Genomic DNA, 12,823 nt, shown 5'->3' on the forward strand with positions numbered 1-12,823 from the left:
TGCCTCCTGTGCCTAGCCGTAGATGGTTTCCTCGTCGTCGGACTCCTTGGAGATCCGCCGGCCGAGGTACAGCCCTTCAAGGGCCAGTTCGACGGCGGCGGCCCGCTGTCCGTCGTTGGCCGCACCCAGGCGGCGCCCAATTTCGTCATACAGGCCGGATCCGTTCAGCGACGGGAGGTTGCCCAGGAACTCCCGTGCCGTGACCTGTTCGCCGGTGGTGACGGTGCGGTGCCCATCCAGGGCCGCCACGAGCGGGCCCATGTCCAGGCCCTGGAAGTGGGCCCGGACAGCTTCAGCGGTGGCGGTCCGGAGGAGGTGGTCCATGATCCCCTCCTCCCGTCCTTCCTCGCCGGATTCGAACTCGATTTTGCCCGTCAGCACCTCCACGGCGGGCTCAAGGTCGATGATCCGGGCTACTGCCTGGTCCTCGCCCCGCAGGCTGGCCCGGCGCAGGGCCGCTGCCGCCACCGTCTCTGCCCCGGCAATGGCGAACCGTGCCGACACGCCGGAGGCCTGGTTGATGGCAGGGGACTGCCGCAGCGCCCGGGTGTAGCGGGCCAGGATTTCAAGGATGAACGGCGGGACGTCGGCCACCAGCCGCCCTTCCTGCCGGATGACCGCTACTTCGTCTTCCAGCTCAATCGGGTAGTGGGTGCGGATTTCCGCACCGAAGCGGTCCTTCAGCGGCGTGATGATCCGGCCACGGTTGGTGTAATCCTCCGGGTTGGCAGAGGCCACCACCAGCACGTCCAGCGGAAGCCGCAGGACGTAGCCGCGGATCTGGATATCGCGTTCCTCCATGACGTTCAGCATGGCCACCTGGATGCGTTCAGCGAGGTCGGGGAGCTCGTTGATGGCAATTATGCCGCGGTTGGAGCGTGGGATCAGCCCGTAATGGATGGTTTCGGGATCCCCCAGGCGGCGGCCCTCAGCCACCCTCATCGGGTCCACGTCGCCAATGAGGTCAGCCACCGACGTATCCGGTGTTGCGAGCTTCTCCACGTAACGCTCTGAACGGTGCCGCCACGCCACCCGCAGCCGGTCCCCCTCGGTCAGCGCCCGGGCGCGTGACTGTTCGGTGATGGGTTCAAAGGGGTGCTCGTTCAGCTCTGAATCCTCGATGACCGGCGACCACTCGTCCAGCAGCCCCGCCAAGGTGCGGAGGATGCGGGTCTTTCCCTGCCCGCGCTCCCCCAGGAGGACGACGTCGTGGCCGGCGAGCAGTGCCCGCTCCAGCTGCGGAACCACTGTCCGGCCGAAGCCGTACAGGCCGGGCCACGGGTCACGCCCCGCAGCCAGGGCGGCGAGGAGGTTGTCCCGGATTTCATGCCTCAGGTCCTTCAGGACATACCCGGCCGCACGCAGTTCACCAACGGTGTAAATTTCGGGGCGATCAGTCACCCCTCTACGGTAAGCCCCGCCCCGCGGCTTATCGAGGGATTCCGCCAGATTCCTGTGCGGCTGGCCTTAGGCTTGAGCCGTGACAGAAAGCACACTGATTCTTTTGGTCCGCCACGGCGAGACGCCCACCACCGGCACCGTCCTGCCGGGCCGGGCCCCCGGCCTGCATCTTTCCGAACGCGGCCGGGCGCAGGCTGACGCCGCTGCCGGCCGGCTCGCCGGCCTGCCAGTGGAGGCGGTCTACTCGTCGCCCCTGGAACGGGCACGGGAAACTGCGGCGCCCACAGCCGCGCGCACCGGACGGCCGGTCACGGAAGAAGCCGGGCTCCTTGAATGCGATTTCGGTGACTGGACCGGCGCGGCCCTCGCCGGACTGGCTGCGCTGCCGGAGTGGCAGACCGTCCAGCACAACCCGTCCGCGTTCCGGTTTCCCAACGGGGAAGGCTTCTCCGGGATGCAGGCCCGGATGGTTGCGACGCTGGACGATCTTCGGGCCGCCCACCGCGGTGGCGTCGTGGTTTGTTTCTCCCATGCCGACCCCATCAAGGCGGCCGTGGCCCACGCGCTGGGCACGCACCTGGACCTCTTCCAACGGATCATGATCAGCCCGGCGTCGGTCTCTGTGATCTCCTACACTGACGGGCAGGCACCGGCCGTGCTCACGGTGAATTCGACGTCGGAACCCCTCAGCGGTCTGAGGTCGCCGTGACCAGGCCGGGATGCGTATGGGGCATGCGGTGTCCGCGCGGGAGCTGACCCTCCTCACCGACGGCCGCGTGGAGCTGCTGGGCCGCATCATGAGCGGAAGCAATGCCACGTTCCTCGCGGAGGTTTCCTGCGAGGGTGATTCGGCGTGGGCCGTCTACAAGCCGGAGGCGGGAGAACGGCCCCTGGTGGATTTCGACGCCGGCCTGTACCGCCGCGAGTGCGCAGCGTTCCAGCTGAGCGAAGCGTTGGGCTGGGGCATGGTGCCCCCTACGGTGGTGCGCACGGACGCCCCGCTTGGGGTGGGGTCGCTCCAGTGGTTCATCGAAGGGGACCACCAGGAACACTATTTCACCCTGTATGCCGACGCCCCGGAGACCCACGACGACCTGGCCCGGATGGCCTTGTTCGATTACGTGGCGAACAATACGGACCGGAAAAGCGGTCATGTGCTGCGCGGAACCGACGGGCGGATCTGGGGCATCGACCACGGCCTGTGCTTCTCCGCCGCCTTCAAGCTGCGCACCGTAATCTGGGACTTCGCCGGCGACCCCATTCCGGACCACCTGCTGGAGGACATCCGTCCACTGGCCGGCGCTGTTCCGGCCGAGGTGGCCGGGCTGCTCCACCCTGCCGAAGTGGCTGCCCTTCAGCGAAGGGTGCAGCACCTGTTGCGGGACATGGTGCTTCCGGTTGACCACACGGGGATGCGCTACCCCTGGCCGCTGGTCTAAGCTCCCGCGGGATCCTAGGCAGCCGGCTTGTGCAGGTCCTGGCGGCCTTCCAGCGCGGCCTGGGCCGCCGGCGCAGCCTGCTCAAGGTACGCCCCGATATGCTCCAGCAGGTAATGCTGGCCCAGGACGGTCGGGTGGTCGCCGTCGGGGCCGATCAGGTCGTCAAAGTCGTCGCTGATCCAGCCTTCCGAGATTGGGTCGACGAATTCTGCGCCGGCCCTCGCAGTGGCGGTCCTGAGCTGGTCGCTGATATCCACCAGTCCGGGGTCGGGATTCGACGTATACGACGGCGGCCCCACCACGATGATCCTCGCCTCCGGGGCAAGGGCCTCGGCCCTGTCCATCGCCGCCAGCGCAGCGTCGCCGACCTCCGAGGAGGCATAGCCAAGGTCGTTCTCCGAACCGAAGAAGACCACGATTCCGGTGTCCGGGGTGACGAAGTCGTCAACCTGGGTCCCGAAAGTTCCGTTGTAGTCGCCCAGGCTGACGTAGCCGCTGCCGTCCTCGGCCGCGTTGACTACTTCCAGCCCTGCCACGCCAGGGTCCGTCCGCATCAGCGCCGGCCACGCCTCCTGCGGGGACGTCCCATGGCCGGTGCTCAGCGAGTCCCCCACCACCACAACGCGGACCAGGGGTGAAGCGGTGGCTGTCGGCCGGGTCTGGGCGGCGCTTCCCGACGTCACGGCCAGGAGGATGGCGGCCACCCCGGCCGTCAACAGCCGGGCGGGGTGCCCGTGCAGCAGCATGCTGTCCTGCATGGCGCCTCCTCCTGCCTGGATTTACCGGGTGGCCGGGCAGGTGCCCGGCAGCGGTTCGTCTTGTTGTCCGTGTCCCATCGTAGGCAATTGTGGGATTACTTTAGGGCCAAAGGTGACCGGATCAACAGGATGCACAGCGACTCCACAGGAACGTTTAGGGCATTAGGTACCCCTGGCCGGGCTCCGGGACCCTAGAACTTTCCATAGCGTGCACGCGCCATGGAGTACACGCCGTAGCAGATAAGCCCTGCGGCGATGGCAGCAAGGAGGAACACGCCGTACGGCTGCGAACCGAGTGTCTTCAGCCCCCCGTCGAGGCCTGAGGATTTGGAGGGATCAGCGGTTGCGGCGGCCACAATGATCAGGACTCCGACGACGGCGAGCACCACGCCCTTGGCTGCGTAGCCGATCGTGCCGATCCACTCCACGGCCGTGCGAGCGTTTCCCGGGTCCTGCAGGTCCTCCATGAATTTCCGGGTGACACCCCGGAACGCGTAAAAGACGCCGGCGCCAATGATCGCCAGGCCGACCATCACCAGGACAACCACCCCGGCCGGCGCTCCCATCAGCTTTGCGGTGAAATCACTGGCGGACTGGCTGGAGTTCTTGCTGCCGCCGGAGGTGAAGACGGCAAAGGTGAAGGCAAGGAAACCGAAGACCACTGCCTTCCCCGCTGCGCTGGCTGCGTTCTTCAGCTTCGTTTTGGAGTCGGTCTCCGTGCGTGCCCCGAAAACTGCCTCGCTGACCATCCACAGGGCCAGCGCGGCACACGCAACAGCACCGGCCCACAGCAGGATGCCGCCGCCGGGCTTGGAAGCCAGGGCACCGATCGCCCCGGACTGGTCGGCTTCTCCCCCCTGGCCCCGGGTCAGCTGCAACGCGATGGCCCCGATCAGGATGTGCACCAGGCCGATGAAAACGAATCCGGCGCGTGCCAGGATCCGCACTGCCGGGCTGCGGCTCGCGGACGCGGCCTCGGATACTGCCCTGTTAGCTCCCTGCGACGCGTTGCCCATGGCCGGCCCTTCCACCTATGTAGTTGATCTTGTGTTTTCGGTCCGCTTCCCCCGCCTGCGCCGCGGAATGCTTCAGTGTAAATCCGTCTGCGCCGTCCCGACAGATCCCGGAAAGTTCAGGCCACGCACGGACGCCTACTAGAGTCGAAGCGGTGCATGCCAAACAGAACACCGGGACATTGACCGCGCTGAACACCTCCGCTCCCGCGGCGGCCCACGCCGAAGACGGATTCGTCCGCGTGCGCGGTGCCCGAGAAAACAACCTGCGGAACATCAGCGTGGATGTGCCGCGGGACGCGATCGTGGCGTTCACCGGCGTCTCCGGTTCCGGCAAGTCGTCCTTGGCATTCGGCACCATCTACGCGGAGGCGCAGCGCCGGTTCTTCGAATCCGTGGCGCCCTATGCCCGCCGGCTTATCCAGCAGGGCCACAATCCCAAGGTGGACCTCATCACCGGGCTGCCGCCCGCCGTCGCCCTCCAGCAGCGCCGCGGAACCGCAACGTCCCGCTCCACCGTGGGAACGGTCACCACCTTGTCCAATTCGCTCCGGATGCTGTTTTCCCGCGCCGGCAGCTACCCGGAGGGCGCGGCGCCCCTCGATTCGGACGCTTTCTCCCCCAACACCGCTGCCGGCGCCTGCCCGGAATGCCACGGGCTGGGCACGGCGCACACCGTGACGGAGGCGTCCCTGGTCCCGGACCCCTCGCTGAGCATCCGTGAGGGGGCAATCGCCGCGTGGCCCGGTGCCTGGCAGGGCAAGAACCTACGCGACATCCTGACCCACCTGGGCTACGACGTGGACGTCCCGTGGCGGCGGTTGCCCAGGAAACAGCGGGACTGGATCCTGTTCACCGAAGAGCAGCCAGTGGTGGAGGTGACACCCCAGCGGGACCGCGTGGCCAAGCCCTACAAGGGCAGGTTCTGGAGTGCCAAAAGCTACGTCATGCACACATTGCTCGATTCCAAGAGCCCCGCCATGCGGGAAAAGGTCCTGCGCTTCATGGAGACCGGGCCGTGCCCGCGGTGCGGCGGAACCGGGCTCAGGCCCGAAGCCCTCGCGGTGACCTTTGCCGGCCACACCATCGCCGCGCCGAACGCGGTACCCATGACCGAACTCGCCGCGATCATCCGCCCCACCACCACACTGGCCGCGGCAGCGACAGCATCCCGCAAGCAGTCATCGGAGTCCAACGAAGTGGCCGTGGCCATCACCCGCGACCTGCTCCAGCGCATTACCGTGCTGCTGGAACTGGGCCTGGGGTACCTTGCGCTGGGACGGGCCACGCCAACGCTTTCGCCCGGGGAAATGCAGCGGCTGCGGATCGCCACCCAGCTCCGTTCGGGGCTGTTCGGCGTCATCTACGTGCTGGATGAACCGTCGGCGGGCCTGCACCCCGCCGACGCCGAACCCCTCCTGGCCGTCCTGGACCAGCTCAAGTCGTCAGGAAATTCCGTCTTCGTGGTGGAACACAACATGGACATGGTCCGCCGGGCGGACTGGCTGGTGGACGTGGGGCCGCGGGCGGGCGAAGACGGCGGAAAAGTGCTCTACAGCGGCCCCGTGCAGGGCCTCGATGAGGTGCCGGAGTCCGTGACACGGCCGTTCCTGTTCCCAGGCGCCCCACAGGAGGGAGCGGACGACGGCGGCGCCCGGCAAGGTGCCCGGCGCGAAGCGGCCGGGTGGCTGGAACTGCGGGACGTCAACCGGCACAACCTGCGGAACCTGGACGCGGCTTTTCCGCTTGGCGTCCTGACAGCGGTCACCGGGGTCTCCGGTTCCGGAAAGTCCACCCTGGTCAGCCGGGTCCTGGCCGATGTCGCCGGCGCCGTGCTGCAGGCCGGGACCGGAACACCAGACGAGGAGCCGGACGAGGACGCGGGGGAACAGGGCGGAACCGGGACCGTTGGGTACGTGTCCGGCCTGGAGCTGATCGACCGCCTGGTGAAAGTGGACCAGAGGCCGATCGGCCGGACCCCGCGCTCCAATCTGGCAACCTACACGGGCCTGTTCGATGCGGTCCGCAAGGAATTCGCCGCCACCGGGGCTGCCCGGAGCCGGGGATTCGGGGCCGGCCGCTTTTCCTTCAACGTGGCAGGGGGCAGGTGCGAGACGTGCCAGGGCGAAGGTTTCGTGGCCGTGGAGCTCCTGTTCCTTCCCGGCAGCTACGGTCCGTGTCCGGAATGCGACGGAACGCGGTACAACCCGGAAACCCTGGCGGTCACCTACCAGGGCAGGAACATCGCCGAAGTGCTGGGCATGACGGTCAACGCTGCCTCTGGTTTCCTCGCCGGCGTGCCCTCGGCCGCCCGGTCCCTCAAGACGCTCCAGGAGGTGGGCCTGGGCTACCTTCGTCTTGGCCAGCCTGCCACCGAACTTTCCGGCGGGGAGGCCCAGCGGATCAAGTTGGCTACGGAACTGCAGCGGGCACGCCGGGGGCACACCCTGTACCTCCTGGATGAGCCCACCACCGGCCTGCACCCGGCCGACGTCCAGCTCCTCATGGCACAGTTGAACCGCCTGGTGGACGCCGGGAACACGGTGATCGTCGTGGAACACGCCATGGATGTGGTGGCGGCCGCAGACTGGGTGATGGACCTGGGGCCCGCCGGTGGCGACGCCGGCGGCAGGATCGTCGCCGCCGGCGGCCCGGCCGCCGTCGCGCGTTCCCGCAGCAGCCGCACTGCCCCCTACCTCGCGGCAGCGCTCCGGGCGGCTTCCCCCGGCACGGACCACTAAGCCGGTAGCCTTGCCGCCACAGCCGTAACGGCGTAGGACAAGGGGATGCGGATCCAACGGGCGGCGCCTGGCCAGGACATCCTTCGCGGCCGGGTAGCGGTGGTGACCGGCTCGTCGCGGGGGCTGGGGTTTGCCATGGCCCGCGTGCTGGGCCTGCACGGCGCAACGGTGGTGCTTGCAGCCAGGTCCGGGGACGACGTTGCTGCGGCCGTCCGCCGCCTGCTCGATGAGGGGATCGCGGCATCCGGACGCCGCTGCGACACCGCCGAACTGGCTGACGTTGAGGCGCTTCGCGACGAGGCCGTTGCCCGGGGAACGCTGGATATCTGGGTTAACAATGCGGGAACGTCGGGGGTGTACGGACCCACAGCGTCGACGCCCGCCGACGACTTCACGCGCGTGGTGCGCACCAACATCCTGGGTACGTTCCACGGCTCCAGGGTTGCCTTGCCGGTATTCCTGGGCCAGGGGCACGGCGACCTGGTCAACCTCTACGGCCAGGGCGACCGGGGTCCGGTGGCGCTGCAGAACGCCTACGCCTCAAGCAAGCGGTGGGTCCGCCAGTTCACCGAGACGCTCCGCCTGGAAACCAAGGGCACCGGCGTACGGGTCCACGGCATGAACCCCGGACTCGTGGAAACTGCGCTCCTGGCGCGGGTGCGGTCCCAGCCGGGCTACCAACAGCGCCTCGGCGGCCTGCAGGTGGTGGTGGGGCTGTGGGGACAAAATGCGGGCGAGGCGGCGCTGCCCATCGTGGACCTTGTCACCTCGGACCATCCGGAATTCAGGTTCCTGACCAAGCGGCGGATGGTGGCTCACGGACTCCGCAGCGTGCTGGCCGGACGCCTGCGCCGCGTCAACCGGATGCCTTTGGACGTCACGGTGGTGGAGCCGGCGGCCCCGCCCCGGTCCGGCGGTGGAGAAAGCCCGTGACCCGGTCGCGGAATTCCACCGGATCCACCGCAGGGCCCTTTGGCGCGCGGCGGCCGGCTTCCGTCAGGAGGCGCAGGCCCTCGTCCACCGCTGCCTTCGATGCCTTTAGAGACGCCGACGAGACGCCTTTCCACGGGTCGAGGACTGCAGCCAGGGCCGCGTCCGCATCGTCGTCGGGGGCGAGGGTGGTGACCAGCCCCATGTCCCAGGCCTCGCGGGCAGTGAGCATACGGCCCGTGTAAAGAAGGTCCTTGGCCCGGGACGGACCTACCCGCAGTGCCAGGCGGGCGGCGAAGGTGGCCGGAACCAGCAAGCCCAGGCGTGCCACGGGCATGCCCATCCGCGCTGTTGGGGTGAGCAGTTGCAGGTCGCAGGCAAGGGCAAGCTGGCAGCCCCCACCGGCCGCAACCCCTTCGACCACGGCCAGCGTTGGGACGGGCAAGTCCTCGAGTGCCTGCAATGCGGCTTCCAGAACGTCAAAGGTCCGGCCAACGTCCGCGCCCGACGTCCCGTCCCATTCGCTTATGTCGGAGCCGGCGCAAAACACTCCACCGCGGCCGCGCACCACGACGGCGCGCAGGGTCGGGCCGGAGGCCAGCCCGTGTACTGCGCACCGCAGATCCTCCCAGTCCCTCTGGCCCAGGGCATTGAGCCGCTCGCCGCTGCCGAAGGAAATCGTGGCAATGGACTCCGCCACGTCAACACCGACCGCCGCCATCAGAAGCCTGCCTCCCCCGGGGCTGGCATGGCTCCCGCGCCAGGCTCCGTCATGTGCCCTCCCGCGGCCTGAAAGGACCAGGCCACTGCGAGGCACGGATCCGCGGCAGGTGGAGGATGGGGCCAAGCATGCCCCATTCGTCCCCGCCCAGCCTTGACAGCGGATCAAGCCCGGCCACGTCCGGGTGGTCACCGCTGAGCACCCGGGAGGAGACGGCGGCGTGCACTACCAGGCCGAACACCAGGACACAGTCACCCATGCGCAGGGTCTGGTGAAGCGAGCATTCCAGCACCGCCGGAGAGTCCTTGACCCGGGGCGGCCGGACCATGGCACTGGGCTCACGGGCCAGGCCGGCGGCATCGAACTCGCTGACATCGGGGCTGAAATTGGTACCAGTGGCATTGACCTCCTGGATCAGGGCCGCCGGCGCCAGGTTCACCACGAACTCCCCCGTCGCCTCGATGTTCCGCAGCGAATCCTTCTCGCCGACGGAGGTGAACTGGATGATCGGCGGGTCCACCGAGGCCACGGTGAAAAAAGAGTGCGGCGCAAGATTGTCCACCCCGTCCGGGGATGTGCTGGACACCCAGGCGATGGGCCGCGGAACCACCACTGACGTCAGTAATTTATAGAAGGCCCGCGGCCCCAGGTGTCCAGGTTGAAAGTCCGTCCGCATCCGGCCCTACAGGTTTCTGGGCATTGCGGCGGCAGCGGCGTCCTTGGCCAGCGCCCCCTTGGCCCTGGGCAGGAAGATCAGGGCAAGCATGGCAATCACGCAGCAAAGGATGATGTACAGCGAAATCGACGTCGAATTGCCATAGCTCGCCAGCAGGGCGGCAGCGATGAGGGGTGCGGGACCTCCGGCAATCACGCTGGCCAGCTGGTAGCCCAGGCCGGCGCCCGTGTAGCGGATGTCGGTGTCGAAACTTTCGGCGATCAGGGCGGCCTGCGGTCCGTACTGGATGTCGTGCAGGATCAGGCTGACCACCACGGCAACGCCAACCCACAGGGAGTCCCGCGTGTTCAGCAGCCCAAAGTAGGGGAATGCGAACAGCGCGGTAAGCACAATCCCGGTTCCGTACACCCGCCGCCGCCCGAAGCGGTCGGACAGGCGCCCGAACAGCGGAACACTGACCAGCCCCAGCGCCGCCGCGATCAGCGTGTCATCAAGGATCGAGTTGCTGTCCAGCTTCAACTGCTTGGTGGCGTAGGTGATCACGAAGGTGATGAAGAGGTAGAAGGGCGCCTGCTCCGAGGTGCGCACCAGGGCGGAAAGGAGGATCTCCTTGGGCTGCCGGCGGATCACCTCGATGATCGGGGCCCGCACCACCTTGTTGGACTTGCGGACTTCGTCGAACTCCGGGCTTTCGATGACGCGCAGCCGGACGAACAGGCCCACACCGATCAGGATGATGCTCAGGATGAACGGGATCCGCCAGCCGTAGGCAGCAAACCCTTCAGTTCCCGTTGCGGCCGTGGTGATCCTGACGACGCCGGTGGACAGGACAAGCCCCAGCGGGACCCCGATCTGGGGCCAGGAGGCGGACAGACCACGGCGGTTCTGGTCGCCCCATTCCATGCTCAGCAGGACAGAACCGCCCCACTCGCCTCCCACGCCGATTCCCTGGATGATCCGGAGCAGGACCAGGAGGACCGGCGCGGCAACGCCGATGCTTTGGTACGTGGGCAGGCAGCCGATCAGGACCGTGCCGAAGGCCATCAGGAAGAGCGTGGCCATAAGTGTCGTCTTGCGTCCAATCCGGTCGCCGAAATGGCCGAAGATCGCCGCGCCGATTGGCCTGGCAACAAAGCCGACAAACTGGGTACCGAAAGCCGCCAGCACGCCGGCGAAGGCAACCTGGCCCGGGAAGAACAACTGGGGAAACACCAGGGCGGCGGCCGTCCCATACAGGAAGAAGTCGTACCACTCGATGGTGGTACCCACCACGCTCGCCACCGTGGCGCGGCGTACGGCCTGCTCCCGGGTCACTCCTTGAATACTCATCATCACTCCGTTGGTCAGATGCAGTAGAGCGCCCGGCCTCATGGCAAGAACAAAGGGAGAAATTGTCAATGCCTGGCGCTGGACCCGCATTGCGGTTCCATTTCCATCGTGCGAGCACTGGTTGCCCATGTCAACGGTTTCCCACGCCGCAGGACCCCGTCCGGGAACTGTGCGTGCCGCCGTCGCCCGTCTTTTATTGTTGCTGCAGGCAAATATCGTCACGGCTATGGACTCTTGCCCGGGGCCGAACCAGACTGTCTACAACAGCTGGCCGGAAGCACCGGAATTGACGGCAGTTTTATGTAGCCGGATAAATGGGCGGCTGTGTTTATTGGGGTTTTACCGTGATGCCGTTGCGCGGCATTGAAAGGATCTGGTTATGCCGGACTTTACAGCGTTCTTTCCGCTGATCGCCATTATTCTGGGAGTGCTCTTTGCCGTTGGGTTTGTCTGGGTCGCCACCAAACTGATGTGGAAAGTGGCTGAACCAAATGAGGCCCTGATCATTTCCGGGCTGACCCGCGGAACCCTGGAAACCAGGGAGGGAATGGATTTCAAGATTGTCACGGGCAAAGGTGCCCTGGTCCTTCCCGGACTGCAGACGGTACGGCCGCTCTCGCTGACATTGAATGAAACCGAGCTTAAAGTCTCCTGTGTCACCTCGCAGGGAATCCAGGTCATTGTCGAAGGCGTGGTTATATACAAGATCGGGGACGCGCCGCCCTTTATCGCCAATGCCGCCCGACGTTTCCTGGGCCAGCAGCCAAAAATGGAAAGCCAGGTCTACAACGTCTTCGAGGGCCACTTGCGCTCCATCATTGGCAGCATGACCGTGGAGGAGATCATCCGCGAACGGGACAAACTCGCCTCACAGGTCCGCAGCGCCAGCGGTGTGGAGATGGAGAAGCTGGGACTGGTGGTGGACTCGCTGCAGATCAAGGACCTGCAGGATCCCACCGGCTACATCCAGAACATTGCGAAGCCGCATATCGCCCAGGTGAAGATGGAGGCCCGGATCGCCGAGGCAACGCGCAACCGGGAAGCTGCGGAAAAGGAAGCGGAGGCGGCCGCCCTGATTGCCGATGCGCAGAGTGTCTCGGCGATCCGGCAGTCGGTGGCACAGGCAAACGCCGAACGGGCCCGGGCCAATGCCGCCCAGGCCGGGCCGCTGGCCGAGGCCACAGCACGGCAGCAGGTGGTGGTGCAGGAAACAGAGGTGGCCAAGCTGGAAGCAGACCGGGAAGAGCAGAAACTGCAGACAACCATCAGGAAACCTGCCGACGCGAAGGCCTACGCCAAGCGCACGGACGCAGAGGGACAGAAAGCTGCGGACATCAGTGCCGCCGAGGCACTGGCGCGCCGCACCGAGCTTGAGGCCCAGGCCAACGCGCGCCGGACCGAAGTGACCGCACAGGCAAACGCCACGGCCGCGGCAGCGGCAGCCGGAGCCACCAAGGTTACGGGTGAGGCCGAAGCGGCCGCCACCAAGGCCAAGGGCGACGCAGCCGCCTCGGCGATCAAAGCGAGGGCCCTGGCCGAGGCAGACGGCATCAAGGCGCGGGCCGAGGCCCTCGCCACCAACCAGGACGCGGTCATCTCACAGCAGCTCGCCGAAAACATGCCCGCCATCATTGCCGCCGCCGCTGAGCCCTTCTCGCACGTCGGGCAGATGACCGTCCTGAACGGCGGCGAGGGCGTCAACAAGATGCTTGGCGGGATCCTGGCGCAGGCAGGCGACTACCTGCCCGCCCTCCGGTCCGCGCTGAAGAACGGCAAGGATGCCAAGCAGCCACCCACCGCTTCCGGGGCATAGGG

11 protein-coding genes are annotated in these 12,823 nt (G+C 67.0%); 5 read left to right on the top strand and 6 right to left on the bottom strand.

From position 1 onward, the window contains the following. Positions 1–12: 12 nt before the first annotated feature. The gene (locus tag J2T23_RS02125) at positions 13–1,401 is read right to left on the bottom strand and encodes a sigma 54-interacting transcriptional regulator (protein ID WP_307356705.1); all 1,389 of its coding nucleotides are present in this window, start codon (positions 1,399–1,401) and stop codon (positions 13–15) included. Positions 1,402–1,480: 79 nt separating this feature from the next. Here J2T23_RS02125 and J2T23_RS02130 point away from each other — a divergent pair, with 79 nt between their 5' ends. Beyond that, on the top strand, positions 1,481–2,110 hold the full coding sequence (locus J2T23_RS02130) for an MSMEG_4193 family putative phosphomutase (protein ID WP_307356706.1): 630 nt from the start codon (positions 1,481–1,483) through the stop codon (positions 2,108–2,110). Positions 2,111–2,120: 10 nt separating this feature from the next. After that, positions 2,121–2,840, top strand: a complete 720-nt coding sequence (locus J2T23_RS02135) for an SCO1664 family protein (protein WP_307356708.1) — start codon at positions 2,121–2,123, stop codon at positions 2,838–2,840. Positions 2,841–2,854: 14 nt separating this feature from the next. Here the strand turns inward: J2T23_RS02135 and J2T23_RS02140 are convergent, their stop codons facing one another. Both J2T23_RS02140 and J2T23_RS02145 read right to left on the bottom strand, forming a co-directional pair. Beyond that, positions 2,855–3,598 carry an SGNH/GDSL hydrolase family protein gene (locus J2T23_RS02140; protein ID WP_141160554.1) on the bottom strand — a complete coding sequence of 248 codons (744 nt, stop codon included), beginning with the start codon at positions 3,596–3,598 and terminating at the stop codon, positions 2,855–2,857. A gap of 191 nt (positions 3,599–3,789) precedes the next feature. After that, the gene (locus tag J2T23_RS02145) at positions 3,790–4,614 is read right to left on the bottom strand and encodes a DUF1206 domain-containing protein (protein ID WP_307356710.1); all 825 of its coding nucleotides are present in this window, start codon (positions 4,612–4,614) and stop codon (positions 3,790–3,792) included. Between the two features lie 152 nt (positions 4,615–4,766). Here J2T23_RS02145 and J2T23_RS02150 point away from each other — a divergent pair, with 152 nt between their 5' ends. Together J2T23_RS02150 and J2T23_RS02155 are read left to right on the top strand one after the other, a co-directional pair. Next, entirely contained in the window at positions 4,767–7,352 is a 2,586-nt protein-coding gene (locus J2T23_RS02150) for an excinuclease ABC subunit UvrA (RefSeq protein ID WP_370871408.1), read from the top strand. Positions 7,353–7,397: 45 nt separating this feature from the next. Further along, positions 7,398–8,285: an SDR family oxidoreductase gene (locus J2T23_RS02155; RefSeq protein ID WP_141160557.1), complete on the top strand. Its 888-nt coding sequence runs from the start codon at positions 7,398–7,400 to the stop codon at positions 8,283–8,285. Here the strand turns inward: J2T23_RS02155 and J2T23_RS02160 are convergent. From J2T23_RS02160 to J2T23_RS02170, 3 genes are all read right to left on the bottom strand, one after another. Then, entirely contained in the window at positions 8,230–9,003 is a 774-nt protein-coding gene (locus tag J2T23_RS02160) for an enoyl-CoA hydratase/isomerase family protein (RefSeq protein ID WP_307356713.1), read from the bottom strand. The two genes, J2T23_RS02155 and J2T23_RS02160, sit on opposite strands and share 56 nt — an antisense overlap. A 49-nt stretch (positions 9,004–9,052) precedes the next feature. Further along, on the bottom strand, positions 9,053–9,616 hold the full coding sequence (locus J2T23_RS02165) for a flavin reductase family protein (RefSeq protein ID WP_307356715.1): 564 nt from the start codon (positions 9,614–9,616) through the stop codon (positions 9,053–9,055). Positions 9,617–9,685: 69 nt separating this feature from the next. Then, positions 9,686–11,008, bottom strand: a complete 1,323-nt coding sequence (locus tag J2T23_RS02170; RefSeq protein ID WP_141160560.1) for an MFS transporter — start codon at positions 11,006–11,008, stop codon at positions 9,686–9,688. A gap of 379 nt (positions 11,009–11,387) precedes the next feature. Between J2T23_RS02170 and J2T23_RS02175 the strand changes: the two genes are divergently transcribed. Then, on the top strand, positions 11,388–12,821 hold the full coding sequence (locus tag J2T23_RS02175) for an SPFH domain-containing protein (RefSeq protein ID WP_307356717.1): 1,434 nt from the start codon (positions 11,388–11,390) through the stop codon (positions 12,819–12,821). Positions 12,822–12,823 lie beyond the last annotated feature (2 nt).

Origin of the sequence: Pseudarthrobacter niigatensis, assembly GCF_030812615.1 — a bacterium.
GTDB lineage: Bacteria > Actinomycetota > Actinomycetes > Actinomycetales > Micrococcaceae > Arthrobacter > Arthrobacter niigatensis.